The organism is Gardnerella rara (genome assembly GCF_055452355.1).
Genome location: NZ_JBVBJP010000003.1, coordinates 48,920 through 75,907, shown reverse-complemented (window position 1 = coordinate 75,907; position 26,988 = coordinate 48,920). Strand labels below are relative to the sequence as shown.

22 protein-coding genes and 1 other RNA gene are annotated in these 26,988 nt (G+C 41.6%); 17 read left to right on the top strand and 6 right to left on the bottom strand.

What is annotated here, in order from left to right; genetic code table 11:
• The first annotated feature begins 28 nt into the window (after window positions 1-28).
• The 8 genes from argH (at window position 29) to ACZ0NX_RS03495 (ending at window position 10,159) form a co-directional block, all read left to right on the top strand.
• Window positions 29-1,582 (top strand): argininosuccinate lyase, encoded by a 1,554-nt coding sequence (gene argH / locus ACZ0NX_RS03530; protein ID WP_464405749.1) that lies wholly within the window; start codon window positions 29-31, stop codon window positions 1,580-1,582.
• 65 nt (window positions 1,583-1,647) lie between these two features.
• Window positions 1,648-2,967, top strand: a complete 1,320-nt coding sequence (tyrS, locus tag ACZ0NX_RS03525; RefSeq protein WP_060786962.1) for a tyrosine--tRNA ligase — start codon at window positions 1,648-1,650, stop codon at window positions 2,965-2,967.
• A 108-nt stretch (window positions 2,968-3,075) separates the two neighbouring features.
• Window positions 3,076-4,590, top strand: coding sequence for a tetratricopeptide repeat protein (locus ACZ0NX_RS03520; protein ID WP_464405747.1), 1,515 nt, complete (start codon window positions 3,076-3,078; stop codon window positions 4,588-4,590).
• Entirely contained in the window at window positions 4,580-5,677 is a 1,098-nt protein-coding gene (locus tag ACZ0NX_RS03515) for an HAD-IIA family hydrolase (protein ID WP_464405556.1), read from the top strand. Before ACZ0NX_RS03520 ends, ACZ0NX_RS03515 begins: the two co-directional genes overlap by 11 nt.
• Window positions 5,678-5,787: 110 nt before the next feature.
• Window positions 5,788-6,579: a TlyA family RNA methyltransferase gene (locus ACZ0NX_RS03510; protein WP_464405554.1), complete on the top strand. Its 792-nt coding sequence runs from the start codon at window positions 5,788-5,790 to the stop codon at window positions 6,577-6,579.
• Window positions 6,580-6,648: 69 nt separating this feature from the next.
• Window positions 6,649-7,701: an NAD kinase gene (locus ACZ0NX_RS03505; RefSeq protein WP_464405553.1), complete on the top strand. Its 1,053-nt coding sequence runs from the start codon at window positions 6,649-6,651 to the stop codon at window positions 7,699-7,701.
• A gap of 9 nt (window positions 7,702-7,710) precedes the next feature.
• Window positions 7,711-9,486 (top strand): DNA repair protein RecN, encoded by a 1,776-nt coding sequence (recN, locus tag ACZ0NX_RS03500; RefSeq protein ID WP_464405551.1) that lies wholly within the window; start codon window positions 7,711-7,713, stop codon window positions 9,484-9,486.
• A gap of 40 nt (window positions 9,487-9,526) precedes the next feature.
• Window positions 9,527-10,159 (top strand): HAD family hydrolase, encoded by a 633-nt coding sequence (locus ACZ0NX_RS03495; protein WP_464405549.1) that lies wholly within the window; start codon window positions 9,527-9,529, stop codon window positions 10,157-10,159.
• Window positions 10,160-10,188: 29 nt separating this feature from the next.
• Here the strand turns inward: ACZ0NX_RS03495 and rnpB are convergent.
• Window positions 10,189-10,560, bottom strand: an RNA gene (gene rnpB / locus ACZ0NX_RS03490) — RNase P RNA component class A.
• A gap of 156 nt (window positions 10,561-10,716) precedes the next feature.
• Between rnpB and hpf the strand changes: the two genes are divergently transcribed.
• The 4 genes from hpf to ACZ0NX_RS03470 all read left to right on the top strand — a co-directional run bounded on the left by hpf (window position 10,717) and on the right by ACZ0NX_RS03470 (window position 16,640).
• The gene (gene hpf / locus ACZ0NX_RS03485; RefSeq protein WP_415689532.1) at window positions 10,717-11,391 is read left to right on the top strand and encodes a ribosome hibernation-promoting factor, HPF/YfiA family; all 675 of its coding nucleotides are present in this window, start codon (window positions 10,717-10,719) and stop codon (window positions 11,389-11,391) included.
• Window positions 11,392-11,572: 181 nt separating this feature from the next.
• Complete coding sequence (gene secA, locus ACZ0NX_RS03480) at window positions 11,573-14,353, top strand: preprotein translocase subunit SecA (RefSeq protein WP_464405547.1); 2,781 nt, start codon at window positions 11,573-11,575, stop codon at window positions 14,351-14,353.
• Between the two features lie 500 nt (window positions 14,354-14,853).
• Entirely contained in the window at window positions 14,854-16,110 is a 1,257-nt protein-coding gene (sstT, locus tag ACZ0NX_RS03475; protein WP_060786952.1) for a serine/threonine transporter SstT, read from the top strand.
• 107 nt (window positions 16,111-16,217) lie between these two features.
• Window positions 16,218-16,640, top strand: a complete 423-nt coding sequence (locus ACZ0NX_RS03470) for a GNAT family N-acetyltransferase (RefSeq protein WP_415689536.1) — start codon at window positions 16,218-16,220, stop codon at window positions 16,638-16,640.
• A gap of 53 nt (window positions 16,641-16,693) precedes the next feature.
• Here the strand turns inward: ACZ0NX_RS03470 and ACZ0NX_RS03465 are convergent, their stop codons facing one another.
• The 4 genes from ACZ0NX_RS03465 to ACZ0NX_RS03450 all read right to left on the bottom strand — a co-directional run bounded on the left by ACZ0NX_RS03465 (window position 16,694) and on the right by ACZ0NX_RS03450 (window position 19,804).
• Entirely contained in the window at window positions 16,694-17,494 is an 801-nt protein-coding gene (locus tag ACZ0NX_RS03465) for an energy-coupling factor ABC transporter ATP-binding protein (RefSeq protein WP_415689538.1), read from the bottom strand.
• Window positions 17,491-18,345 carry an energy-coupling factor ABC transporter ATP-binding protein gene (locus tag ACZ0NX_RS03460; RefSeq protein ID WP_415689540.1) on the bottom strand — a complete coding sequence of 285 codons (855 nt, stop codon included), beginning with the start codon at window positions 18,343-18,345 and terminating at the stop codon, window positions 17,491-17,493. Before ACZ0NX_RS03460 ends, ACZ0NX_RS03465 begins: the two co-directional genes overlap by 4 nt.
• On the bottom strand, window positions 18,327-19,127 hold the full coding sequence (locus ACZ0NX_RS03455) for an energy-coupling factor transporter transmembrane component T family protein (protein WP_464405544.1): 801 nt from the start codon (window positions 19,125-19,127) through the stop codon (window positions 18,327-18,329). Before ACZ0NX_RS03455 ends, ACZ0NX_RS03460 begins: the two co-directional genes overlap by 19 nt.
• A 77-nt stretch (window positions 19,128-19,204) precedes the next feature.
• Window positions 19,205-19,804, bottom strand: a complete 600-nt coding sequence (locus ACZ0NX_RS03450) for an ECF transporter S component (protein WP_415689542.1) — start codon at window positions 19,802-19,804, stop codon at window positions 19,205-19,207.
• A gap of 349 nt (window positions 19,805-20,153) precedes the next feature.
• Here ACZ0NX_RS03450 and ACZ0NX_RS03445 point away from each other — a divergent pair, with 349 nt between their 5' ends.
• The 5 genes from ACZ0NX_RS03445 to ACZ0NX_RS03425 all read left to right on the top strand — a co-directional run bounded on the left by ACZ0NX_RS03445 (window position 20,154) and on the right by ACZ0NX_RS03425 (window position 25,363).
• Window positions 20,154-21,140, top strand: a complete 987-nt coding sequence (locus ACZ0NX_RS03445) for a DUF3137 domain-containing protein (protein WP_464405745.1) — start codon at window positions 20,154-20,156, stop codon at window positions 21,138-21,140.
• Window positions 21,141-21,206: 66 nt separating this feature from the next.
• Entirely contained in the window at window positions 21,207-21,761 is a 555-nt protein-coding gene (locus ACZ0NX_RS03440; RefSeq protein WP_464405543.1) for a LemA family protein, read from the top strand.
• 192 nt (window positions 21,762-21,953) lie between these two features.
• The gene (locus tag ACZ0NX_RS03435; RefSeq protein WP_464405541.1) at window positions 21,954-22,742 is read left to right on the top strand and encodes a hypothetical protein; all 789 of its coding nucleotides are present in this window, start codon (window positions 21,954-21,956) and stop codon (window positions 22,740-22,742) included.
• 140 nt (window positions 22,743-22,882) lie between these two features.
• On the top strand, window positions 22,883-23,716 hold the full coding sequence (locus ACZ0NX_RS03430) for a nucleoside phosphorylase (protein WP_464405539.1): 834 nt from the start codon (window positions 22,883-22,885) through the stop codon (window positions 23,714-23,716).
• 384 nt (window positions 23,717-24,100) lie between these two features.
• Entirely contained in the window at window positions 24,101-25,363 is a 1,263-nt protein-coding gene (locus ACZ0NX_RS03425) for an ATP-binding protein (RefSeq protein ID WP_464405538.1), read from the top strand.
• Window positions 25,364-25,523: 160 nt separating this feature from the next.
• On the opposite strand, the gene ACZ0NX_RS03420 is transcribed toward ACZ0NX_RS03425, so the two are convergent.
• Window positions 25,524-26,864, bottom strand: coding sequence for a Na+/H+ antiporter NhaC family protein (locus tag ACZ0NX_RS03420; protein WP_464405536.1), 1,341 nt, complete (start codon window positions 26,862-26,864; stop codon window positions 25,524-25,526).
• Window positions 26,865-26,988: the final 124 nt, after the last annotated feature.

Genomic DNA, 26,988 nt, shown 5'->3' with positions numbered 1-26,988 from the left:
TGACTAAAAAGAGGAAAGAATGACAGCTATGCACGATGCAAATGCAAATGACAGCGCAAATGACAGCGACACTGCCACTGCCAACGCCAACGCAAACGCCGCCACCGCCGCAAACCATCCAATAGCCTTGTGGGGCGGTCGTTTTAGCTCGGGTCCTTCTGCAGAGCTCGCAAAGCTTAGCAAGTCAACGCAATTTGACTGGCGATTAGCGGATGACGATATTGCAGGCTCTCGCGCCCACGCACACGCATTGCATCGTGCAGGTTTATTAACAAATCAAGAATACGCAGACCTTTGCAAAGCGCTAGACGAGTTGCAAAATCGCGTGGATAATGGCACTTTTGCGCCGATTGAAGAAGACGAGGACGAAGCAACAGCATTAGAGCGCGGTCTGCTTGAGATTGCAGGAAGCGAACTCGGCGGAAAGCTTAGGGCTGGCCGCTCTAGAAACGACCAAATCGCAGCTTTAATACGCATGTTTTTACGTGAGTCAGCGCGCGAGTTAGCTGCCAGAGTTCTAGACGTTTGCAATGCTTTAGTTGCTCAATCTTTAGAAGCAAAAGACGCTGTAATGCCTGGGCGAACCCACATGCAGCACGCTCAGCCTATTTTGCTTGCACACCAGCTAATGGCCCATGTTTGGCCACTTTTGCGAGACGTAGATCGCCTTGCACACTGGGATTTGCGCGCAAACGAAAGCCCATACGGGGCAGGGGCATTGGCCGGCAACACTCTTGGACTAGACCCCGAAGAAGTTGCTAAAGAGCTTGGTTTTTCTGCTGTTTGCGCAAACTCGATTGACGCTACAGCAAGCCGCGATGTTGTTGCGGAATTTTCGTTTATTGCAGCCATGATTGGCGTTGATATTTCTCGCTTAAGCGAAGAGATTATTATATGGAATACTCAAGAATTTGCATTTGTTACTTTAGACGATGCCTATTCAACGGGCTCTTCGATTATGCCTCAAAAGAAGAATCCAGATATTGCGGAGCTTGCTAGAGGTAAAGCAGGGCGATTAATCGGAGATTTAACTGGATTAATGGCCACTCTTAAAGGTCTTCCAACCGCATATGCGCGCGATTTGCAAGAAGACAAAGAAGCGGTTTTTGACCAAATCGACACTTTAGAAGTTTTGCTTCCAGCATTTGCAGGAATGGTTAGAACAATGCGATTTAACACGCCTCGCTTGCTTGAGCAGTCTGCAACTGGTTTTGCTCTTGCTACCGACATTGCAGAATGGCTGGTAAAACAAGGAGTTCCTTTCCGCAATGCGCATACGTTATCGGGATTATGCGTAAAGCGTGCCGAAAGTCTTAAATGCGATTTAAGCGATTTGAGTAATAACGATTATGCAACGATTTTAGACGGCGTTATTGATGCAAATAAAATACCAGATCTTAGACTCGTTCTTTCTAGCTATGGCTCTGTTTCTTCTAGATGTGGCAAGGGCGGAACAGCCTTTGTGCGCGTAAAAGAACAAATTAATCAAGCTCAGCTTGCGATTAGCCAGTACAAGAAATTTGCCGAATCTTTAAGCGACGGAACAGCTTATAAGAGTGTCTCCATGTGCTGCCAAAATTGAAAGGCTTGTAGCGCGCAAATGCGCCCGATATTTTCGGTAATTTTTGCAGTAATAAGGAGATATAAATGGCTCAGGTGAGGAATTACAAAGAGGCTGGATTTGCTTCTTTGTTTGAAGAGCTAAAGTGGCGTGGATTGATTTCTCAATCTACAGACGAACAGCAACTTGCTCAAGCACTCGACGGAGAACCATTAACTTATTATTGCGGCTACGATCCTACTGCTGCATCGCTTCATATTGGCAATCTTGTTCAGCTTATTAACATGCGTCATTTGCAAGCTGCAGGACATCATCCTATTGCTTTGGTTGGCGGTGCTACGGGCTTGATTGGAGATCCTCGCCAAAGCGGAGAGCGCACGCTTAATTCCAAAGATATTGTGGCCGGATGGGCAGAGCGCTTACGCAAGCAAATTGGCCGCATTTTGCCTCTTGATGGAGAAAATCCTGTTCGCTTTGTAAGCAACTACGACTGGGTTTCTAAAATGTCTGCTATCGACTTTTTGCGTGATGTTGGCAAGAACTTCCGTGTTGGCACAATGCTTTCTAAAGATATTGTGGCTCGCCGCTTAAACTCCGACGAAGGTATTTCTTTCGCTGAGTTTAGCTACCAGGTTTTGCAAGGAAACGACTTTTTGTACTTGTTTGATAATTACAACGTTACTTTGCAGCTTGGCGGATCTGATCAGTGGGGCAATTTGACCTCTGGCATGGATTTGATTCGTAAGGTTCGCGGAGCTTCTGTGCACGTGTTTACAAGCCCGATTATTACGGATAATCAGGGTCGTAAGTTTGGTAAGTCGGAGGGCAACGCAATGTGGCTTGATCCTACAATGCTTAGCCCTTATCGCTTCTATCAGTTCTGGTTTAATCAGCCAGACGATGAAGTTGTTAAGCTTCTTAAGGCTTTTACGTTCTTGCCTAAGAGCGAGATTGAGCGCTTGGAAAAGCAAATTCAAGAAGACCCAGGAAGCCGAGAAGCTCAGCGTGTGCTCGCTTGGGAAGTTACAAGCTTTGTTCACGGAGAAGACGTTACAAACCAGGCGATTGCAGCTTCTGGAGCGCTTTTTGGCAAGGGCGATTTAGCTGGAATCGACGAGCAAACTCTTGAGGCTGCTTTAGACGGCGTTAAAGTTAAAGCGCAGGATGGCACTTTGGAGTTTGCTAAAGCGCATGTTGCAGACCGTGTGGTTGAGGCCGCTGTTGCTGCTGGATTGTTCCGCACTATTTCCGAGGCTCGTAGAGCTGTGGAAGCTGGTGGATTGTACGTTAACAATAATCGCGTAGACAGCGTTGATGATGTTTTGAATGAAGATTCATTCTTGCATGGTCGTTTTGCTTTGATTCGTAGGGGCAAAAAGGCTGTTGGCGCTGTTGAGCGTGCGTAGTTTTTAAGTGCGCGTGATTGTTTTGTTTGTAGATATTTGAATTTAATTTGAATATTAGTTTTGAATATTAATTTAGGTATTGTTTAGACTTTGAAAGGTATGCCAATAATGGGCGAAGAGCGCGGATCGCGTAGCGGTAAGTCGTTTGGTAATCGTGGCCATTTTAGCCGTCAAAATGGTGGTAAAAATGGGGAGCATCGCGGAGGATTCCACAAAGGTGGGTTCCATAAGGATGGATTCCGTAAGGATGATTTCCATAAAGATGGGGAGCATCGCGGCGGATTCCACAAGGATGGTTTCCACAAGGATGGTTTCCATAAAGACGGATTCAAGAAGAGCGGTTTTAAGAAGAACTCGGATCGCAAGTTTGATGGCGATAACCGCGTAGAACGTGGCGAGCGTAAGTTTGACCGTAATAATCAACACAATCGTGGCGATTACGAAAAGCGCACAAATCGCAGTTTTGAAGCTGATTCAAAAGAATCGCGCAATCCAAGATACAAGAAGTTTGACCGCGATAATCGTGGCGAGCGCAATGATCGCAGATTTGAAGATAATCGCGGCGGCTTCCACAAGGACGGCTTCCACAAGAGCGGATTTAAGAAGAATGATTCTAAAAAGCGCGATTCAAAATCGTCTTTCCGCTTTGAAAATGGCCCTCGTAGAAACTCGGATGGAACTGTTTCATACCCATCTCAAAACCCGTATACCGATAGGCGCCCAGGCGAACCAAAAATGCCTAAGGGCTTAGAATATTCAATGCTTTCTAAGGAGTCTCGCGAGCGTTTGCGTGGTCTTTCTAAGGAGCATTCCGAAAACATTGGCTTGCATATTCTTGCTGCATATGCTTTGCAAGATGAGGACCCGGAGCTTGCTTTAGAACACGCAAAGTGGGCTGCAAAGCAGGCGTCTCGCATTGATTTTTCGCGTGAAACGCTAGGATTTGTTGCATACCGTCAAGGCGATTATAAGCTTGCTGCGCGCGAGTTTAGAACGGCTATGCGAATGAATGGTTACACGGATTATCTTCCATTTATTGCCGATTGCGAGCGCGGTATGGGTAACCTCGATAAAGCGCTGGAAATTTGCATGTCGGACGAAGCTAAAAGCGTTAGTGGCGAAGTTAAGGCAGAAATGTTCCTTGTGTATGCAGGCGTTTTGGCAGATACAAACCATGCGGATAAGGCGATTGAGCTTGTTCACGCAATGGGCAGGTCTAAGGGCTTGCCTGGCGAGTATAGAATGCGCGCTGTTCAGGCAGAGCAGTACTTCCTTGAGGAGGCTGGGCGAAGCGATGAGGCAATTGAACTTGATGTTTTGCTGGATCGCTTAGAAGAGCAGTATGCAGATATTGAAGACGAAGAAAATCCAGAAGATGTTGTGATTGACTACGATTTGGAACATCTTAACGACGCGATTATGGACGAAGTGGGCATTAGTGAAGATGATGCGCAATTTGCTCCAGAAGATAGCGAGTTTAGCGATGAGTCGGAAGCGGATGATGAGTCTGAAGCGGATTTGGATGATGAGTCGGATGACGAATCGCAAACCACAGATAACGCAGATAACGCAGACAGCGCAGACAGCGCACAAATCGCAGAAAACACAGAAAATGCAGCCTGATTTAAGAGCGAATTTTCTAGACAGTTCCAGCGAGCTGAGCAAGGATTTTAGTCTGGCTCTTCTCGACTTAGACGGAGTGGTATATAGAGGCGGAAAATCCGTTGAATATGCAGCCGAATCAATTGAAAACGCTCAAAAAAACGGTATGTTTATTGAATATACCACAAATAATTCTTCGCGTTTTCAAGAAGTTGTAGCAAGTCAGCTAGAAAGTTTTGGCTTAAAAGTAGAGCCGTGGCAAATCATAACTTCTTCGCTTGTAGCTGCTCGAATGGTTGCTCGCTATGTTCCAAGCGGCTCAAACGTTTTAGTTCTTGGTGCGGATCATCTTGTTCAAGAGACTCAGCGTGCAGGTCTTAATCCTGTAAAGTCTTGTAAAGACAATCCGCAGGCTGTGATTCAAGGCTGGTATCCGCAAATGACTTGGCAAGAAATGGCACAAGTCGCTTTTGCTGTAGAGCATGGAGCTAAGTATTTTGTTACTAATCGCGATTTAACAATTCCGCGCGAGTTTGGCATAGCTCCTGGATGCGGTTCTATGATTCAAGCCGTAGTAAACGCCACGGGAGTGGAGCCTATTGCATCTGCAGGCAAGCCAGAGTGCGCAATGTATGACGAAGCGCGATTGTTGGTTGCCGCAAACGCAAAGCACAGTAACGAAGATATTGAAAATTGCTGCGAAAAAGACGATTTCGGAAATCCGCTAATAAGCATTGAGCGCTCGCTTGCTGTAGGAGACAGGTTAGACACAGATATTGAAGCAGGTACCAGGGGTGGGTATAAGTCGCTTCTTGTTCTTACGGGTGTTACCAACGAGCGCATGTTACTTGAAGCTCCAAAACACTTGCGACCAAGCTTTGTTTCTAAGGATTTAAGAGGGCTAAACGAGGTTCATTATGCGCCTAAACGCGTTGACGATTCTACGTTTGTATGCGGCGATTCTAGAGCGCAGGTTGTTTGTAACGCTATTGAAGTCAACAATCCCAATGATTGCAATGCTTTGAGGGCTGCTTGCGCGCTCGCTTGGAGCTTAAAAGACGGCGGAAAATCGCTGGAAGACTACACTCTTCCAGAGTTTTCTTTGTGATTTGTGGCTTTGTGATTTGTGATTTGTGGCTTGTGATTTGTGGCCTACAGCTTACGGCTTGCAGTTTGCGACCTATGACTTGCGATTCTAGATTTTGAGCGAGGTTTTTAATGCTAGACGAAGATTCTTTAGCTCAGCGCTTAGACTGCGCGCTTGTAAATCGCGGTTTAGCTAAAAGTAGAACTACAGCACAGCGTCTTATTAAAGCTGGAGTAGTAAAAGTAGATAATCGTAGTGTTAAAAAAACGTCATTTTTAGTAAAAGAATCGCAAAAAATAAGCCTTGATGAATCAAAAGAAGAAAATTCTTGCGTTAAATATGTTTCTAGAGGAGCGCTAAAACTCGAAGGAGCGTTCCGCTTATTTGAGAATTTGGGATTAGAAGTTGATTCAAATACAATGGCGTTAGATATTGGCGCTTCCACTGGCGGTTTCTGCGATTATTTGTTGCAAAATGGCGCCAATCGCGTTATAGCTTTAGATGTTGGACACGGTCAATTGCACTCAAAAATCGCAAGCAATCCGCGCGTTATTGAAATGAGTGGCGTAAATATTAGAAATGTTTATGCGCAAGATTTGCCGTACAAGCCTAATCTTATAGTCTCCGACGTCTCTTTTATATCTCTTAGCTTGGTTATTCCAGTAATTGCACGTATTGCGCAAAACAACGCGAATATTGTTCTTCTTGTAAAGCCACAATTTGAAGTTGGCAAAGGAAACCTTGGAAAAGGCGGAATTGTAACAGATAAAAACCTAAGACTTAAGGCGTTAGAAAATATTAAGGAATGCGCTAAAAACAACGGTTTAAGTGTTATTGCAACTCATGAATCCCCTATAGAAGGTACTCACGGGAATGTTGAATATCTTCTTTATGCGCAATATGTAGTGCAACAACTAAAATGATGATTAACTTTTGTAAAGCTACAAATAAAGCTACAAATTAAGCTACAAATAAAGCTCAAAGGGGGTGCTATGCAAGAACGTTTGCCTGGGGATTGTGCTTCTCGCAGTGCTCTTGTGGTTACGCATGCGCGTCTTGATAGCAACAGTGCTGTTGTAAATCAAGTTACTACTCAGCTTAAAAATGCAGGTTTTAATGTTAGCGTGTTTCATAGCGCTGCAGTATCGGATTTTGCGCAAAAAATTGCTCAAGGGGTAGATAAAAATACCGAAATTGTTGTTGTGCTAGGTGGGGATGGCACAATGCTTCAGGCTGCAGAATTAGTGCATTGCACTCCTGTTCCAATTATTGGAATAAACCTTGGGCATGTTGGTTTTTTGGCAGAATTTGAAAGCTTCCAGATTGATGAGGCTATTAGGCGAATCGCGCAAAAAGACTACTTTTTAGAGCATAGAATGGAAGCGCATGTAGACGTTTGGCTTCCTGGTGCAAGTGAGCCTTTAAGCGATTGGGCGCTTAACGATATTACGTTAGATAGGGCAGATCGCGGGCGAATGGTGGAGCTTTCAATTCGCGTTGACAACGTTGAAATGTCATCTTTTGGCTGCGATGGCGTGATTGTTTCTACGCCTACTGGGTCCACAGCGTACGCGTTTTCGGCAGGAGGCCCAATTATGTGGCCAAATGTTGAGGCTTTGCAATTGGTTCCATTGGCCGCTCACGCACTGTTTGCTAGACCGCTAATAATTGGTGCAGGATCTACTTTTACGATTGATATTTTGCAAGATTCTGCTTCTGGTGGCTGGATTTGCTGCGATGGAAGGCGCCAAAGGGCTTTGCCGCAAGGTTCTAGAATTCAAATTAGGCAATCTAAAGATGAGTTGCTTTTAGCGCGACTTTCTGGAGTTCCGTTTACACAAAGATTAGTCACAAAGTTTGATTTGCCAGTTGTTGGATGGCGTGAAAATCGCAGAAAAGTGGACGCTAAACCTAAGGTTTATGAGGCGAATCTTCATAACGAAACCGATAGGAATTACGAAGATAGCGCAAGTGTAAATGGTGCGGATTCTGGTGCGGATTCTGGTGCCGAATATCCAAGCGGCTCTACTGGTCTAAACCTATAGGGGGTATTTGTGCTTGAAGAACTTGAGATTCGCAATTTAGGCCCAATTTCCCACGCTATTATTACGCCTTCTAAAGGCATGACGGCAATAACTGGCGAAACTGGAGCTGGAAAGTCCATGCTTTTAAGCGCCGTAAAGCTTATATCTGGCGGTAAGGCAGATTTAGCAAAAGTGGCGGCTGCTGCAGATGAATCATGGGCGCAAGGCGTGTTTTCTATACCAAAATCAAGCGCGGCTGCTCAATTGCTGCAAGAGTCTGGGATTAATGCCGAAGAATCCGAAGACGACGATTCTAAAGAAGACGTTTACGTATCTAGGTCTGTTCCAAAATCGGGCAGATCCAGGGCTGTTATTTCTGGCTGTTCCGTTCCAAAATCCTTGTTAGAGAGCGTTTGTTTGCACACAATCACAATCCATGGTCAAAGTGACCAGCTTCGCATAGCAACAAGCGCAAAACAACGTGAATTCTTGGATTCAATCTCTTGTAATTCTAAAGAGCTACAAGATTATGAATCAGCGTTTAATAAGTGGCAAAATGCCGTTGAATCCTATAATCGCCTTATAAATCAGCAGTCGTCTTCTAGGCAGCGTGCCGACTATTTGCGCGAATCGCTAGAAAAAATCCGCCAAATTGATCCAAAACCAAATGAAGACGTGGATCTTAAAGCCAAAAGAGATCGCATAGAAAATGCTGCTCAAATTGTACGCGGTTTGGGTGAGGCAATATCTTCGTTAGATGCAAGTCAAATTGATTATGGCGCAATAGATTCTGCCGACGCATTGCATTTGGTTGATAATGCTGCTAAGGCAATTCGTTCGATTCGAGTTGACGGAGATTATAGCGCGATTGCAAATCAGCTTGATGATATTTCTTCCCAGATTTCCGACATTGTTATGCAACTTGCGCAGCAGCTAGATGTTGATAGTAGTCAAGAAGATTTAGACGCCATTAACAATCGTATTCACGATTTAAGCGATTTAACACGCAGGTGGGGGCCGCAAATCGCAGATGTTTTGGATTGGGCTAAAAAAGCGCAGTTTGAGCTTGAAGATTTGGACGATTCGCCAGAAGCCGTTGCGCGCGCTAAAGACTTGTGTGAAAAGACTTATAAAGACGCTGAAAAACTAGCCGAGGCTCTTTATAACACGCGTAAAGTTGTTGCAAAAAAGTTTAGCGATGAAGTTAGTAAAGAGCTTGAATCCTTATCTATGCCAGATGCGCAGCTTTTGATTAATGTTTCTAAGCGAGATAAAAATCAAGATGGAAAATTTGATTTAAACGTACACGGCTTAGATAGTGTTGAGTTTCTTTTTAAGCCATTCCCAGCCTCTAACTATTTGCCAATGGGCAGTAGTGCTTCTGGCGGTGAGCTTAGTAGGCTTATGCTTGCAATGGAGCTTGTTGCTGCAAAGTTTAACCACAGCAACAATCAGTCAATGACGTTTATTTTTGACGAAGTTGACGCTGGCGTTGGCGGAGTGGCTGCCGTAGAGTTAGGAAAGCGCTTGGCTTTGCTTGCTAAGAGTGCGCAAGTGATTGTTGTAACGCATTTGGCTCAAGTGGCGTCTTTTGCAGACGTTCAATTTGTTGTTAGAAAAAAGATTGAAAGTTTGGCGGATTCTGGTGCGGATTCTGGCGCGGATTCTGGCGTTGCAGATACAACTGTTAGCAAATTAGATAATCTTGGTCGCCAGAAAGAAATCGCAAGAATGCTTTCGGGCAGTCAGTCTCAAGCGTCTTTGGATCACGCAAAAGAATTACTTGAAAATAGTAATCTGGACTAATATCAGGGCTAATATCTGGACTAATATCAAGGCTAATAATATGAGCGAAAATGCATTAGTTGATAATTCAAATTGTGCTGCGATTTTTGATTTTGACGGCACTTTGCTAGATTCCCTAGATGTTTGGGACAAGATAGACGAAGAGAGTTTTGCTAAACGCGGTATTAAAGTGCCGCCAGATTTTGCCGATTCCACTGCCACAATGACGCCTCGCCAAGTTGCGGATTACGTTATTGAGCGTTTTGGTTTTACGGATTCTCCAGAGTATTTAATGCAAGAATGGCAAGATATGGCTTTTGACGCGTATGCGAAGCATTTGCCGCTTAGAAAAGGCGCTAAAAATTACGTGGATTATCTGCATAAAACTAGTGCAAAAATGGTTCTTATAACTACTCTTTCCAGGTCTTTATGCGTTCCAGCGTTAAAACGTACCGATTTGTATGATTACTTTGATTTGATGATTTTTGGAGAAGATTTAGAAAGAAATGCAAAAAATAGTCCTAAAACTTATGTTGACTTGGCAAATAAAATTGGCGTAAAACCGAGCGATTGCACCGTTTTTGAAGATTCTGCTACAGCGCTAAAGTCGGCCCGTTTGGCTGGAATGAAAACTTGCGGGGTAGCGGATTTAATAAATGGCGATTTTGACTTTGCGCCGAAAAGTCTTAGTTAAATCGCAAGTCTTAGTTAAACCGCAAAGTTGAGGTGAGGTTTCACATACCCCGGGTTTTGTCGCGTGCAAAATGCACACGGATGACCATCCATCTCGATTTGACGTTACCGCCAAACTCTAGCAGTCTACCCGAAGACTCAGGCGAGCAGCCCTTAAACACCTTCTGCTTGACCTTGCTCCCAATGAGGCTTGCCATGCGGCTAACTGTTACCAGAAGCCCGGTGGTCTCTTGCACCGCCGTTTCACCCTTACCTAAACAAAAGTTTAGGCGGTCTATTCTCTGTTGCGCTATCTCTCAGGTTGCCCTGGGCGGACGTTATCCGCCATTGTGCTCTGTGGAGCCCGGAAGTTCCTCAGCTACTCCGAATGAACATTGCAGCCGCGGTCATCGTGAAACCTCAACCTTCCCAATTATAGCAGATGTTTTAATTTTCTTCATATTTTGCGACTCGCTAGAAAATGGCGGCTTTTAGCGGATATAATAGATGTATCAGCGGCGCTGGTGCCGTTGACGTGTACACAAACCGATTTATATCGGATTACTTAAGGAGGTTCGCATGGAGATCGTCATCACTGGACGTCATACGCAGATTAAGCAGAGATTCCGTGACGTTGTAGAAAGCAAGATGAATCGTGTGACCGCCATTGCTCCAGATGCGCAGCGCATTCAGATTGTGCTTAACACTGAGGGCAATCCAAGGCAGGCAGATACTGCAAAAAGAGTTGAAATTACTGTAGTTGCAGGAAGTACGGTTATTCGCGCAGAGGCGTCTAGCACAGATCAATATAGTGCATTAGATATGGCGTTAGATAAGTTGACGCTTCGCTTGCGCAGAACTCGTGATCGCCGTAAGGATCATCGCCGTGGTTATGAGCAAATGGTTCCAGTTGATTTGGGTGCTGCACAGCCAGAAGTTGAAACAACTGTTGAAGAAGTTGCACAAGAAGATGGAACAAATAGTGCAGACGCCGCGGTTGCTTCCGATTTGGGTCCTGGCGAATCAGTAGAGGTGAGCGTTGGAGATACTCCTATTGTTATTCGCCGCAAGCTCCACATTGCTGAGCCAATGAGCATTGATGAGGCGTTGTACGAGATGGAACTTATTGGCCACGACTTCTTCCTGTTTGTAAATAAGGAGACCATGCGTCCATCGGTTGTATACCGTAGGCATGGATGGAGCTACGGTGTGTTTGAGATTGACACTCCAGAAAATGTTGCTAAGAAGAAGTAAATAAAATAACTCATATGAGTGCATTGCCCGCCTAGTAATACGCTAGTAGCACGCTAGGCGGGCATTTTATGCTTTGTTTTGGACTCGCGAGCCGCAAAAATCGTAGCCGTCGCGTAATATAGGCACAGTTTACGTCTATGTTGGCTAGCCGAATCATAGACACGACCTAAGGGAGCTAAACGTGGTAGATATCGTTGATAAAGCCTTGCGCATGGGTGAAGGCCGTCAATTGAGGCGCCTTGAGAACGTTGCGAAGGCTGTGAATGCGCTAGAAGATCAGATTTCTGCGCTTTCGGACGAGGAACTTAAAGGGCAAACGGCAAAGTTCAAGCAAAAGTTAGACAATGGTGCGAAGCTTGATGATTTAATGCCAGAAGCCTTTGCTACAGTGCGAGAAGTTTCAAAGCGTACTCTTGGTCAGCGTCACTTCGATGTTCAGCTTATGGGTGGCGCAGCATTGCACTGGGGCAATATTGCAGAAATGAAAACTGGTGAAGGTAAAACACTTGTTGCAACATTGCCTAGCTATTTAAACGCTTTGGAAGGCAAGGGCGTTCACGTTGTTACCGTTAACGACTATCTTGCTAGCTATCAGAGCGAGCTCATGGGTCGTATTTATAGGTTCCTCGGCATGAGCGTTGGCTGCATTATTACAGATCAGCAGCCTCCAGAGCGCAGGAAGCAATACAACGCAGATATTACTTATGGTACAAACAACGAGTTTGGCTTTGACTATTTGCGAGACAATATGGCCTGGGAAAAGGGCGATCTTGTTCAGCGTGGTCATCACTATGCAATCGTTGATGAGGTTGATTCCATTCTTATCGATGAGGCTCGTACGCCACTTATTATCTCTGGTCCTGCCGAAGGCGATGTTACGCGCTGGTATCGCGAGTTTGCAAAGCTTGTTTTAAAGCTTGATCGCGATGTTGATTACAAGGTTGACGAAAAGCGCAAGACCGCTGGTATTTTGGATTCAGGCATTGCAAAGATTGAAGACTACTTAGGTATTGATAATCTTTACGAGCCAAGCAACACTGCTTTGATTGGCTACTTGAATAATGCTTTAAAGGCTAAGGAACTCTTCCTTTTGGATCGCGATTACGTTGTTACAAATGGCGAAGTTCTTATTGTTGACGAGCACACTGGCCGTGTTCTTCCAGGCCGTCGTTATAGCGAAGGCTTGCATCAGGCTATTGAAGCTAAAGAGAACGTTGAAGTAAAGGCAGAAAATCAGACTTTTGCAACTATTACTTTGCAGAACTACTTCCGCATGTACGATAAGCTTGCTGGCATGACTGGTACTGCAGAAACGGAAGCTGCTGAGTTTATGGGAACGTACAAGCTTGGCGTTCTTCCAATTCCTTCCAACCGTCCAGTTATTCGTATGGATAAGGATGATTTGATTTTCCGCACTAAGAAGGAAAAGCTTGCTGCGATTGTTCGAGACGTTGCTCAGCGCCACGCAAAGGGTCAGCCTGTTTTGCTTGGTACAGCTTCGGTTGAATCTTCCGAAATCGTTTCCTCACTTTTGGATGTTGCGCGTATTCCTCATCAGGTGTTGAATGCTAAGCAAAACGCTAAGGAAGCAGCTGTTGTTGCTGTTGCAGGTCGTAAGGGTGCTGTGACTGTTGCTACAAACATGGCAGGTCGTGGTACGGATATTATGCTTGGTGGAAACGTTGAGTTCTTGGCAGATGCAAAGCTTAAGGCTCAGGGTTATTCTCCAGACGATACCCCAGAAGAGTACGAGAAGCGTTGGCCAGGCGTTTTGGCAGAAGTCAAAGAGCAGGTTAAAGACGAGCACGAAGAGGTTAAGAAGCTTGGTGGCTTGTATGTTCTAGGCACTGAGCGCCACGAATCTCGTCGTATTGATAATCAGCTTAGAGGCCGTTCTGGCCGTCAGGGCGACCCTGGCGAATCGCGCTTCTACTTAAGCTTGGAAGACGACTTAATGCGCTTGTTCAACACTCAGCTTGTTGCGCGCGTTATGGCTAAGGGCTTGCCAGAGGGCGAACCAATCGAGTCTAAGTATGTTTCTAATGGCGTTCGCACGGCTCAAAAGACTGTTGAAGCGCGTAACTTTGAAATGCGTAAGAACGTTTTAAAGTATGACGACGTTATGAACAAGCAGCGTACCGTTATTTATTCGGAGCGTCAGGCGGTTCTTAAGGGCGAAGATATTCACGAAGATATCTTAAAGTTTATTAAAGATACTGCCGATAGCTACGTGCGCGGAGCTATGAATGGGTCTGATAAGCCTAAGAACTGGGATTGGGAAGGCCTTAAAGACGCTGTAAATTCGGTTATGCCAATTATTGTTGATTGGGATCAGCTTCGCTTGCAAATCGAGGCTCTTAAGGGCGATAAAGCCATTGAGACTTTGCGAGACACGATTGTAGATAGCGTTACAACGATTTACGCCGTGTTTGAAGATCGAATGGGTTCCGATAACTTGCGTCAGTTTGAGCGTAGGGTTGTTTTGGCTGTTCTCGATAGAAAGTGGCGTGAACATCTTTACGAGATGGACTACTTAAAGGACGGCATTGGCTTGCGCGGTATGGGTCAGCGAGATCCTCTTGTTGAGTATCAGCGCGAAGGCTTCCAGATGTACAACTCAATGATTGAGGCCATTAAGGAAGAGTCTATTCAGCTTCTATTCCGCATGAATCTTGAGCAGATTGTTGCAGAAACAGAAAATCAAGATGTTTCTTATGTAGATGAAGAGGTTGAGCAGGTAGAGCAAGAAGAAGAGCAAGAAAACGAGCATTCTGGAATCGTTGGCCCTGCTCCTATGAGCCATGCGGAAGGCGAAGTTCCATTAAGCAAGCGTCCAAAGGCGGAGGAGTGGAAGACTCCTTGGGCCGATGGCCGTACGTTCCCAGGAACAAACAAAAACGACGAATGCCCATGCGGATCTGGCAGAAAGTACAAGCTTTGCCACGGTCAAAATGAGGATTAAAGTTTTGTAAAGATGAGGCTGGTGCTAATGCATCGGCCTCATTTTTTTGTTTCTTTTCCCTTGTGTTTGTTTCTTTTCCCTTGTGTTTGTTTCCCAAAACACTAAAAATGGGAACAAACGCGGGGAAGTGTTCTTATGTTTGTTTCCAATTTGACCCAAAATGTAAACAAACGCGGGAAATCGCTCGCGCGTTACATCGCGCTCACGTCTTCGCTTGCGTTGAAAGCACACTGTGCTTTCAACTTTGAGCAAGCTCAGCGCTCCGAATTGCCATCGCGCTGCGCTCTAAGCGCTCAGGCAGGTCGTCGCGCAAATTCGGTAATAGCGCTCGCGCGTTACAGCGCGCTCACCACAAAAATCAGTGCTAAATCTCACAAAGTCACAATTTGCATATGTATGCAAGCGTGTGTATAATATGTAAAAATAGAAAATCTTGCGAGTATGAATACAAATAAAAGAGTATAAAATATTCTGCACAAACAAAATTACAGGAGACTCTCATGCACAAGATTATTCAAAAGTGGAATAACATTGACCTTATTCTGCGTATTGTTATTGGTCTTTTTCTTGGCGCTGCACTTGGCATTTTTGTGCCAGCTCACGTTTATGTGCTAGATCTTATGGGAAAGCTGTTTGTGAGCGCACTTAAATCCGTTGCGCCGATTTTGGTATTTTGCCTTGTGATTGGCGCGCTTGCAAAAGCAAAAAGTGTTGGAAACATGAAGCTTGTAATCGTGTTGTATGCGCTTTCTACTTTCACCGCAAGCCTTATAGCGGTATGCGCGGCTATGATTTTCCCTGTTGATTTTACGTTTGCGCATGTTGAAGCAGCGTCTTCGCCATCTCCTCAAGGAATCGGCGAAGTTCTTAATTCTCTTGTGTTAAATATTGTGGTAAACCCTGTAGATGCTCTTGCAAAGGGAAACTTTATTGGTATTTTATTCTGGGCAATCGCATTTGGCGTAGCACTTCGCTTTGCTGAGCCTTCCACTAAAGCATTCTTTGACAACGTTTCGTCTGCTATTGGAAAAATTGTTCACTGGATTATTAACGCGGCACCTTTTGGAATTATGGGCCTTGTTTATACAACAGTGGCAAGCAATGGTCTTCGTATTTTTAGTGAATACGGTTCTGTTATTGCCTTGTTAGTATGCACTATGGCTGTTGTTGCTTTGATTGTAAATCCTATTTTGGTTTTTGTGCTTACTGGCAAGAATCCGTATCCTCTTGTATTAAGAACATTGCGAGATTCGGGAGTTACAGCGTTCTTTATGCGTTCTTCTGCTGCAAATATTCCTGTAAACATGAATTTGTGTGAAAAGCTTGGCTTTAATAAAGACAATTACTCGGTTTCTATACCACTTGGATCAACCATTAATATGAGTGGTGCTGCTATAACTATTTCGATTATGGCTTTGTGCGCTGCTCACACGCTTGGGATTTACGTTGATATTCCAACAGCTGTGATTTTGTCTGCGCTCTCTGCTGTTAGCGCTGCAGGCGCATCTGGAGTGGCTGGTGGTTCGCTTTTGCTTATACCTCTTGCGTGCTCGTCGTTTGGAATTTCAAATGATATTGCTATGCAAGTAGTTGCTATTGGCCTTATTATTGGCGTGATTCAAGATTCGTGCGAAACTGCGCTTAACTCTTCCACAGATGTTCTCTTTACGGCAGTTGGTGAATATCGCATGTGGCAGCGTGCAGGTCTTGAGTTTAAGATGGGCAAGGATCACGAACCAGTGCAACTTAAAAAGTAGCTGTTGTAGCTGTTGTAGCTTTTGCTAAGTATTATTACTGGTGCGCGTTCTTACGTCTTTACGTTTTAGAACGCGCACTTTTGCTATATTTTGCGAGGTGTTTGTAGATGGATTTAATAGATGTGCAGATAAAAGAATATAAAAAATATAGCAGCAAAGATATTTTAAAGCTGTACGATTCCGTGGGCTGGTCTTCGTATACAGATGATTTGCCCGCCTTGGAAAATGGTTTTAAAAATTCACTTAAGGTTTTAGCTGCGTATAAAAATGATGAGCTAGTTGGAATTGCTAGAGCTGTTGGTGACGGATATACGGTTGTTCTTATTCAAGATATTCTTGTTTTGCCAGAGTATCAAAGGCAGGGAATAGGCTCTGCCTTGTTAAATGCGATTGTGGATTGTTACCCGAATGTTCGTCAAATTCAATTAACCACGGATTGCACTGAAAAAACCATTGCTTTTTATAAGTCGGCTGGTTTTATTGAGTTATCGGAAATCGAGTGCTGCGGTTTTATAAAAGACAGAGCATGATTTAAGAAGATATCTTGCGATTTTTCACTTTGCGATTGGCTGCTTGCGATTTTTCACTTGCAATAATCGTTCACAAATTCTTCAACAGATAGGAATGTGTTTTTATAACCCAGTTTTTCGCACAGCTTTACAACATCTGGCTTATCGAGTTGTGCGCTAGAAAGTATGTTATCTTGCATAAATGCGTCTCGCGCAGTGCCATCAAAAAGAACCTGGCCATTGGAAAGCACAACAACGCGATTAAATACTCGAGCCACAAAATTCATATCGTGAAGCACAGCTATAACAGTTTTCCCTTGCAAAACAAGGTGTTTAATAATTGATTCAATACAACGTTTGCCGCAATCGTCCTGAGCAATCGTAGGCTCGTCTAATATAACAACCTGAGTATCCATTGCTAAAATCGACGCAATAGAAACCATTTTTCTTTCACAAAGACTTAAATCGTAAGGATTTACCTCGCTTTTATCTAAAAGCCCTACAAGTTTTAGACTTTCTTGTGCCTGCAGCAATGCTTGACTCTTATCAATTCCAATTTTTAAAAGTCCAAACATTACTTCGCGTATAACAGATGATTCAAAAATCTGGTCATCTGGATTCTGGAATACAAAGCCAATATCTTTAGCAAGAGATGGAACACTACATTTTGCAATATCTTTACCGTTTAATAAAACGCTTCCAGATTTCGGCGTAAGAAGTCCTCTAAGGATTTTAAGCAAAGTTGTTTTTCCAGTGCCATTTTGGCCAACAATAGCGCATGCTCCGGGTGTAAAAGACAAATTTAGATTATTGAATATTTGTGATGTTGGAGTATGAGAAAAACATACGTTGCGTATTTGAATAGTAGGAGTCATTGCAAGCGATTCCCTTCGTGCGAGCGTAAAATTTGCGACGTTTGCTCAAGAGTTATTGGGTACAATCCATTACTGTTTTTTAACGAAAGTTTTTTGCAAATTTGAGTATAAACAGGAGGATTTACGCCATATTCTTCCAAGTCTTCGCGAGAAAAGATTTTTTGCGGAGTATCAAAATCAATAAGTTTTCCTTCGCTTAAAAGCATTACGCGGTCGCTATATTGCGCGATTTTTTCCATTTTATGCTCAACCATAATAATAGTTTGACCCTGATTTTTTAAGGATTCTACCGACTTAAAAACCTCTTCCGAACCTTTAGGATCAAGCTGCGAAGTTGGCTCGTCTAAAATTATTATTTCTGGCTGCATAACTAAAATGGCGGCAATAGACATGCGTTGCATTTGACCGCCAGATAAATCGTATGGAGAGCAATCTTTAAGATGAGAAATGTTAAGCATCTCCATGATTTTCTCTACGCGATTTTGCATCTCGTCTTGCTCAATGCCAATATTTTCCAGCCCAAACGCAATCTCCTCATACACGGTAAGCTTTGAGCCAGTAATTTGATTAAAAGGATTTTGAAAAACCAGCCCAACTTTTTTGCAAAGCTTGTCTATTGGCGTAGTTTTTGCGTTAAGACCTTCTACCTCAACTTTTCCGCCGTATGCTCCGTGATAAAGATTTGGAACAAGACCTAAAATCGCTTGAGATAATGTTGATTTTCCAGCTCCATTAGCACCTATTATTCCAATAAATTCGCCTTTATGAATATCGCAAGAAATGTCATTGAGTGCAAGAGTTTTAGTATACGGATAGCGATATTTTAAGTGCTCTATATGAATAGCTGCCATGCTACATATCCTAAATTATTGAGTAATGCATAAATAATAGATGCGATTATTACTATTAAACAAGCGCATAAAAATAACGTATTGTATTTATTAGGCTTAAATGGTTTTATGAATGTTTTTTGATTATTGCACGAAAATCCGCGAACTTCTAAAGCTATAGTTCTTTCTTTAGAACTCATAAACGAAGACATTATAATCGGGGATATTAAAGGCAAAAAAGCTTTGAAACGCGTTATTAGGGAACCTTTTGTTTGTAATCCTCTGCTTCTTTGAGCGTCAACAATAGTCGAAGTTTGCTGTGTTATTTGCGGAATGATTTGAAATAGCGAGACAAAAACATAGCCCATTTTAGGTGGTAAGCCAGCTTGTATCATCTCTTGCATCATGTCGGAAGGCTTAGTTGTAAGCGTTAAAACACAAAACGCAAACGAAATATTTAATATATTTAGCACAATCTTCATTGCTACTTCAAAGCCTTCTTTGCGAGCAATCAAAGGTCCTAGTTTGAATAAAATCGTGTAGTTTCCCGATCTAAAGAAAGTCTGAACTATAAAAATAGTGACAATAATAAAACCAGTAACTTGTATTACGATTTTTATTTTTGCTAGGACCCTTGATGTTGCAAGTAATATTAGGCTCAAAATAATAAAGATAGCAAAAGAAGTATAGCCTCCAAGCAAACTTGGCGTGCTTATAGCGCATATTATGTATGCAAGCTTGGTTTTTGCAGATAGCCCGTTTAAAAACGAATGCTTATCTTCAAATAGGCTGATGCTCTTCATGCTATCCCGTCTTATTGCGCTTATATTAAAACTTGTAAAACTTGGAGTTTATGTGATTTATTTGCTGACGATAACGCTTATTTATCAAGGTTTTCGTCATCAGATTGATAAATTGCTATTAAACTCTTAGGCAGAACTTTATAAATTCCAGCTGCAAGGAACAAAACAACAATCTTGTCTGGTATATCTACCACAAGCTCGTCTACGAATGATGCAAAGAAGCCTTTGGAACCCATTGCTGCAAAAACAGCGTCACCCCAAACGTTTCCAGTGGTTCCGCCCCAATAAATCATGTTTAAAGGTGTAGAAATGATTATTGCTATTGCTGCAACAATAAGGCTAGTTATAAAAATGTGTAGGCCTTTGTTCATGTACTTTAGTCGTGCAGCGATTCCAACACTTACGCCAATTGCTGCAGCTGTAATGCTATAAACTGTAGAAATTGGATCAATCGTTAAGCCGTAGACAATATTGGTTAAAAATCCAGCGATTCCGCCTACAACAGGCCCAGCTAAGCATGCTGAAATGCAAGTGCCTAGTGTGCCAAGCCAAAGAGGAAGCTTTAGCATACTGGCAAATAGCTTTGCAACGTAATTTATGCCAATTGCGGCTGGTATTAGTACGAGTGAAGCGGTAGTTAATTTAACGCTCCAAATATTTTTTAGTTTCTTTACCATTTTTGAACTTCCTATCAGTTAAGGAATAAATTCAAGTTCATTATACGCTTTGCTAAATGTTATTAAAGTAGTTGAAAATTAATGTGTTATAAATTGTAATCTTGTTTATTTTGTGTTACTTTGCTCTTTGCTATTTGTTTTGTATTAAATCTTTATTGAAAATAATCACATTTAAGATAATTTGCTAGCAAAATCAAAGTCGTTAAAAGTCAAAATAGTCATTATTTAACTATTGCAAATTTAACTATTCCAAATAATGATCATTTATGATAAAAAAATATAAGAGCCTTTTATATCTTTTATAAAAATGTTGTTATAAAAATTTGGCGATTATAAGAGGGAGATGACGATGAATGTAAAACATAGTAATGTGTTTACAAATCCCGAAGTTTTAGAAAAACTTAATAAATTAGAAAAATCTCCCCAAATGCAAGGGAAATTAAATGAGTTAAAAGAAGGCGTAAAAAACAACGCTTTTGACCCAATGCGCTTAGTTCCATTAATACCAGTAGTTCTGATTATTGGTGCTGTTGGCAACTATCTTCCTTCGTTTGATTACTCCACTTATAAATATCCTTTACTCATAGTAGTTGCTTTTGTTATTTGCTTTGCTGGCAAGTTTTTTGCAAATAATAAGGTTGATGTAAGCGCGCTATACGCGGATAATGTTTTAACGCCGATTTTAAATGCGATTCTGCCTGGAACGGTATTAGAAAATTCTGAAGGAATTGACAACAGTATTTTTAATAATCTTCTGCCAATATCTAGTATGTATTATTCAAATAAACACATAATTTTTGGCGATGAATTTAAAACTGAATTTTCAAACATGCAAGCAATGCACACTTCTAGAAGTGAAAGTGGAAAAACTGTTAAAAAAACGGATTTTATTGGGCAAGTCTTATTAATAAACGCAAAAACCAATATAAATGGTCACATTAGAATCGTCCCCGTTACTGGAAAAAGTTTTATGGGGCAAAAACTAAATGGATACTATGGTAAAAAAACAAAAGAGGAGAGCGAAGTCCAAACAGAATCCATTGAATTTAACAATTCGTATTCAATCTTTTCTACAGACGATTTTTATACAAAGCTTGTATTAGATCCAAGTTTTATAGAAGTATTGAATAATTTGCAAAAAAGAATGAAAGTTTGCATATATCTAGATAGTGAGCATATTATTGCATCTTTTGATTCTGGTAGGTATATATTAGGCGCTCCTGGAAAATCTGGAATAGAAAACCTATCTTTAACAAGAGAATATGCAAGGTTTAGAGATGTTTTGGCTGAATATTACGAAGTAATCAGCGTAATTAGAGAGAAATTGCCAAAGTAAAAATTGTAAAAGTAAAGAAACGTAGAGAAGACTAGAACTAAAAACGCTAAAAATAAAGGAGACATTATGGATTATGAGACTATTTTAATAGTTATTGCGGCAGTGCTTGTAGTGGCTATTGGTTGGTTTATTGGCACGTTAAATAAGCTAAGAAAATATAGGGTGATTATAGAAGAGTCGCAGAAAAACGTTGATATTGCGCTCGCCAAAAGATACGACACGATTTGCCAAATGCTTAAAGTTGCGCAGTCGTTTGCAAAATACGAGAAAACAACATTAGTGGATTTGGTGAGTTTAAGGGAAGGATTAAACTCGGCTGATTCTAGCGCGGCAATAAAAAATCAGAATCATGCAATAGGGAAGATTTATGCTTTGGCAGAAGCTTACCCAGAATTAAAGTCTTCTGAACAGTTTTTGAATTTGCAAGAAGAAGTGAATGACGAAAACGAGCAATTGGCTGCGGCAAAAAGAATTGTTAATAGTAATATCAGCGTTCTTAATCAAAATATTGTTACTTTCCCAGTCTCGCTTATTGCAAGATTAAGTGGAATAAAGCAGATGGATTTTCTTGATGAAGATGATCTAAACAATAAGAAAAATATTGATAGCATATTGGGATAGCTAGAAGATTGAGCTAGATAGCGTATATCTCTAGATAGCATATTGAATTGGCCATTAAGCGTAAAATGTGCTTAATGGTCAATTTTTTGGTGTTAATTCAGCTAAAATTTGCAAGATAAATGTTATTTTTGCGCTAAAAGTTATATTATAGTCCTCGTATTCATTTGCTCAATTAAGGTTTGGGGGAATTCAATGGGAAGAATAAAGGTTGAGGCTACAGATACTGATTACGCTGGCAATGGTTACTACAAGGGTAATGACGGAAAATTCTATTATGGCAACGTTAAAAACGGATACTTAAGGGAGACTGAAGGTGAGAAGCGCAAACGATTAATGCGCGAAAGAAACAAAGAGGAAGCTGAACGTGAATCTTCGCGTGAGTCTAGTGCTCCAGAGACTCCAACCCCTAGTTTTTCTTTGGATCAGAACGTTAAATTATCTCCATTTGAAAAGATTGCTTATACAATAATCGCGCTTATTGTTATAGCAATGTACACTGGAGCGCTTGTTCTGGCTTTAACAATATCTGTTTTTGTAATCTTGCCACTTGCTTCTATTTGGATGTGGATTCAAGCATTTATGAGCACATTCACGTTTGCAGTTGGAAGTGGATTCAGTTCACTTTCTATGATTCTTGTTATTCCTTTGCTGCTGATGGCTGTGGTTTTACTTTGGTCTATAGTTGAAACGTTTAAATCAAGAAAAGTTCCGTACTTAAGAATAGTTGTGGCGTATGTGGTGCTAAGTGTTCCATTTGCAGCTGTTCGATGCCTTAGCTTCGATATTATTGCAAAGAAAACTGTGTTCTTAACGGAAGGTTTTTCTTACCAGCTGTTTAGTGTTTCGCTATCTATGATGCTTTTGCCTATTTTGTTCAATATGTATATGAGCAGGCTTTTGCGCAAGCATCCAGATATTACAAACAAAGTTGAACGAGACATGATTCTAAAAAAGATGAACAAAAAGTCAAAGAAACTTTAGATTTTTATAACGTAGTAGCCAATCGCCCGCGAATTTGCAGCGATTGGCTACTTTGTGATCTTTGCGTACTAATGCGCGTATTGGTACATAGGATTGAGTTGCTTGTAGGATGGAGCTGATTATATTAAGGAGCTGATTGTATGGCAGAATATGATTTGCCGATTTTAGAGTATGATTCCGATAAAAGTGCAGTTTTAATGCCAAATCACGATAATATTTCTGTTCAGCTTCCATCTAAAGCGGTTTTTGCTTTCTTGGGCGATGAAATCGATCATTATGCTTTAAGCAGGAAAGCTACGATTGTAGCAAATTTTGAATCTGCAACTAAAAAATATCCGATATATGTTTTGGAAGAGAAAGTAAAGAAAAAAGTAGGGGATAAGGCAGATGAGAATGCGGGCGATAAAGTAGATGAAAAAGTAGAAGAAGAAACGCAAAGAATCTGCTTAGTACAGGCTCCAGTTGGCGCTCCTGCCGCTGTTCAGATTTTAGACTGGCTGATTTCTTACGGTGTTAGCGAAGTTATTAGTGCTGGTTCTTGCGGATCGCTAGTTGATTATGCGGAAAACGTTTTTCTGGTTCCGTATAAAGCTTTAAGGGATGAGGGGACTTCTTATCATTATTTGCCTCCAAGTCGTTATGTTGACGTTTCAGAGCGTTCGAGGCATGCTATTTTGCAAACTTTGCAGGCGCATGATTTGCCTTATTGTGAGGTTAAGACGTGGACTACGGATGGGTTTTTCCGTGAAACTAAGACGAAAGTTGCAAGTCGTATGCAAGAGGGGTGCGCGGTTGTGGAGATGGAGTGTTCTGCTTTAGCGGCGTGTGCGCAAATGCGTGGGATTGTTTGGGGCGAGATTCTTTATACTGCAGATACTTTGCATGATGTTGAAAATTACGATGAGCGCAATTGGGGTGGAGACTCTAAAGAGTATGCGCTTGAGCTTTGTATTGAAGCAGCGTTGCGTATTTGATTTTTGTGCGCAATGTAGTGGATTATGCCTCGCGCTGTGCAATTTAGCGCAGTAGATTCTGAACCAGCGCTAGTAACCATTAGGTGCAATTTTGTAGCGATTGGCTACTTGGGATATTGAGAGTTTAAATTATTCAGATTATAATAGTAGCCATTAAGTGCAAAAATGCAGCGATTGGCTACTTTGCGATTTGGTTGATCTTGCTTTGGCTACTTTACAATCGGCTAATCTTGGTTCGGTCACTTTACAATCGGTCACTTATGCATACTTGTTGCAGTGCTTGCGGAAAGATTTGTGTAACGATAGTAGCAATAAAAAGATTTGCATATCAATATCGCAGTGCCGCCGAGCGTTTGCATAATACTTATTGAAAGGATGCTAGATATGTCTGTTAAAGAAATAAAGAGAGACTATTATATTCAAAAACTTGATTCGGCGAAAAATAATGGTCTTATCAAGGTAATATCTGGCATGCGCAGATGCGGTAAAACGTATATCTTAATGAAACTGTTTTATGACCATTTGATTGCGGATGGTGTAGAAGATAATCATATTATTCGCATAGCATTGGACGATAGAAGAAATAAAGATTTGCGTAATCCTGATAATATTCTTGCGCATGTTGATGAGCTTCTGAAAGACGATAAGACATACTATCTGTTTATTGATGAAGTTCAAATGATGGACGATTTTGTAGATGTGCTTAATAGTTTCCTGCATATTAGTAATCTAGATGTTTACGTTAGCGGTAGTAATTCTAAATTCCTTTCGTCGGATATTGTTACAGAATTTAGAGGAAGAAGCGATCAGATTAGAATTTACCCTCTTTCGTTTTCTGAATTCATGTCTGTTCGTGAAGAGGATGAGCGGGATGCTTGGGAGGGATATTGGAGATTTGGAGGCCTTCCTCAAGTTGCTTTAATGGAAAACGATGAGCAGAAACGTGAGTTTCTTCAATCAGTTTTTGAAAATACGTATAAAAGAGATATTCTTGACCGTCATGCAATACGAAAAAGAAGTGAACTTGATGATGTTACTAGGGTAGTTGCTTCTTCTATTGGTGCTTTAACTAGTACTAGAAAAATTGTGCAAACGTTTAAATCAGTTTCACAGGTCTCAACTACAAGAACGACTGTTGAAAGATATATTTCTTATTTAGAAGATTCGTTCCTTTTAGATAGCGCTATTCGATATGACATTAAAGGCAGGAAGTATATAGGTAGCCCTGTGAAGTATTATTTTACGGATCTTGGCGTAAGGAATGCGCTTCTTGGTTTTAGGCAGATGGAAGAAACTCACATAATGGAAAATATTATTTACAATGAGCTAAAACGTCTCGGTTACAAGGTGGATGTTGGTAGTGTGCAGGTTAGTGAAGTGGATAAAAATGGCAAATCAGTTCGCAAACAAACAGAAGTTGATTTTGTTGTAAATAAGGCAGATCAAAGATTTTATATTCAATCTGCACTTGCTTTACCTACTAGAGAGAAGACGTTGCAAGAAGAAAAATCTTTGATGAATATTAGTGATGCGTTCCGTAAGATTATTCTTGTTGGCGGGAGCGTAAAGCCTTGGCACACTGAGGAAGGTGTTCTTGTATTGGGATTACTGAATTTTCTTCTTGATCCTGAAACTATTTACATGTAATATTTTATAATTTTTCACAGCTTAACTAATTCTAGTAGCCAATCGCCCGCGAATTTGCATTGATTGGCTACTTTAAGGCGGTGAAGAAAATTGCCGTAAATGGCAAAAATCTTCACCAGCGTTTATTAGATGTGTATTGTTGGTGACTTTCAGCTAAATGCTAAATAAACTGCGATATTACAATGCCGGCAGCCATGAGTGGAATGTTGAAGATAAGGAATGTTGGAACGCAAGTATCCCAAATGTGGCTGTGCTGACCGTCTGCATTTAGGCCAGAAGTAGGGCCAAGCGTTGTATCGGAAGCAGGGGAGCCTGCGTCTCCAAGAGCCGCTGCGCAAGACATAAGAAGAATTGTTGCAGGAGTGCTAAAACCAATGCTTTGGCAAAGAGGCACGAACAAAACCGCAAGAATAGGAACCGTGCCAAACGATGTGCCGATGCCCATAGTAACAAGCAAGCCAATAATCGTAATAACGAATGCAGCGATTAGCTTGTTTTGACCCATACAAGCAACGCCAAGGTGTACAAGCTCATCAACACCGCCAGTAGCTTGAATTACGTTAGCGTAGCCGCCAGCAATAAGCATAATAAATGCAATAAGACCCATGAGTTTTACGCCGCCCATAAGCTGCTTATCAATATCTTTCCATGCAACGGCTCTAAAAATAATCATGGTTGCAAGGCCTGCAAGAGAAGAAAGTGAAAGATCCTTACTAATAACTTGCACTACTACAACAACAATAATCGCAAGAATAGTTACGTAGTGTGCTTTAGTAAGCGGGCCAACAACAGCGTCCGCAGCGCGAGTATCTGCTTCGGTTGTTTTATATTCGCGAGGCTTTCTGTATAGAACAAACACTGCAAACAGTAAGGCTGCAAGCATTGCGGCACCCAAATACCAGTTAACAGCGCTAACGTCTGCAACGCTAACTTTCATGCCGTTTTTAGAAAGATTAGTTGCAATAACAGTTTGGAAAATTAAGCCAAAGCCAAATGGAATAGCAATGTATGGCACTTCTAGGCCGAATGCAGTACAGCAAGCGGCAGCGCGGCGATCTAGCTTAAGCTTGTTCATAATGGAAAGAATCGGCGGAATAAGAATAGGAATATAAGCAATATGAACAGGCACAATATTTTGAGACATGCACGCAATAATCGTTAGAACTGCAAGAAGAATAAATTTGTTTGCGCCAATAAGTTTACTGATTTTTTTAGAAATGATTTGAGCTAGGCCAGTTGTTGTAATAGCTTCTGCAAATGTTCCAAGAAGAATATATGCGAGCGCAGTTTGCGCGTTTGTGGAAAATCCATCGCAAAGCAGCGCCATAATAGTGTGGTTGCTATCTCCAAAAAGAGGCAATTGACCAGCTATTCCACCTGCAACACATGCAACAATCATTGCGAGTAAAACATTAAGCTTTGCAAGACTTAACACGCATAAAACTACAACCGATACAATTACTGGGTTGCATAGAATGTGTAGAATCTGCAAATTTTGCATAATGCTTCACCTCTTTTTAGATTTGTGTTTGTGATTATAACAATGTTTTTATTTTGATGATTTTTAATTCTAATAATTAAAGACAATATCATAAAGACTTGTGTAAAGTTTTATTTGCAAAGTA

Excerpts from the sequence above, each read along its gene's own strand:
- argH (WP_464405749.1), top strand. The coding sequence starts at position 29 with ATGCACGATGCAAATGCAAATGACAGCGCAAATGACAGCGACACTGCC.
- tyrS (WP_060786962.1), top strand. The coding sequence starts at position 1,648 with ATGGCTCAGGTGAGGAATTACAAAGAGGCTGGATTTGCTTCTTTGTTT.
- ACZ0NX_RS03520 (WP_464405747.1), top strand. The coding sequence starts at position 3,076 with ATGGGCGAAGAGCGCGGATCGCGTAGCGGTAAGTCGTTTGGTAATCGT.
- ACZ0NX_RS03515 (WP_464405556.1), top strand. The coding sequence starts at position 4,580 with ATGCAGCCTGATTTAAGAGCGAATTTTCTAGACAGTTCCAGCGAGCTG.
- ACZ0NX_RS03510 (WP_464405554.1), top strand. The coding sequence starts at position 5,788 with ATGCTAGACGAAGATTCTTTAGCTCAGCGCTTAGACTGCGCGCTTGTA.
- ACZ0NX_RS03505 (WP_464405553.1), top strand. The coding sequence starts at position 6,649 with ATGCAAGAACGTTTGCCTGGGGATTGTGCTTCTCGCAGTGCTCTTGTG.
- ACZ0NX_RS03495 (WP_464405549.1), top strand. The coding sequence starts at position 9,527 with ATGAGCGAAAATGCATTAGTTGATAATTCAAATTGTGCTGCGATTTTT.
- hpf (WP_415689532.1), top strand. The coding sequence starts at position 10,717 with ATGGAGATCGTCATCACTGGACGTCATACGCAGATTAAGCAGAGATTC.
- sstT (WP_060786952.1), top strand. The coding sequence starts at position 14,854 with ATGCACAAGATTATTCAAAAGTGGAATAACATTGACCTTATTCTGCGT.
- ACZ0NX_RS03470 (WP_415689536.1), top strand. The coding sequence starts at position 16,218 with ATGGATTTAATAGATGTGCAGATAAAAGAATATAAAAAATATAGCAGC.
- ACZ0NX_RS03465 (WP_415689538.1), bottom strand. The coding sequence starts at position 17,494 with ATGACTCCTACTATTCAAATACGCAACGTATGTTTTTCTCATACTCCA.
- ACZ0NX_RS03460 (WP_415689540.1), bottom strand. The coding sequence starts at position 18,345 with ATGGCAGCTATTCATATAGAGCACTTAAAATATCGCTATCCGTATACT.
- ACZ0NX_RS03455 (WP_464405544.1), bottom strand. The coding sequence starts at position 19,127 with ATGAAGAGCATCAGCCTATTTGAAGATAAGCATTCGTTTTTAAACGGG.
- ACZ0NX_RS03450 (WP_415689542.1), bottom strand. The coding sequence starts at position 19,804 with ATGGTAAAGAAACTAAAAAATATTTGGAGCGTTAAATTAACTACCGCT.
- ACZ0NX_RS03445 (WP_464405745.1), top strand. The coding sequence starts at position 20,154 with ATGAATGTAAAACATAGTAATGTGTTTACAAATCCCGAAGTTTTAGAA.
- ACZ0NX_RS03440 (WP_464405543.1), top strand. The coding sequence starts at position 21,207 with ATGGATTATGAGACTATTTTAATAGTTATTGCGGCAGTGCTTGTAGTG.
- ACZ0NX_RS03435 (WP_464405541.1), top strand. The coding sequence starts at position 21,954 with ATGGGAAGAATAAAGGTTGAGGCTACAGATACTGATTACGCTGGCAAT.
- ACZ0NX_RS03430 (WP_464405539.1), top strand. The coding sequence starts at position 22,883 with ATGGCAGAATATGATTTGCCGATTTTAGAGTATGATTCCGATAAAAGT.
- ACZ0NX_RS03425 (WP_464405538.1), top strand. The coding sequence starts at position 24,101 with ATGTCTGTTAAAGAAATAAAGAGAGACTATTATATTCAAAAACTTGAT.
- ACZ0NX_RS03420 (WP_464405536.1), bottom strand. The coding sequence starts at position 26,864 with ATGCAAAATTTGCAGATTCTACACATTCTATGCAACCCAGTAATTGTA.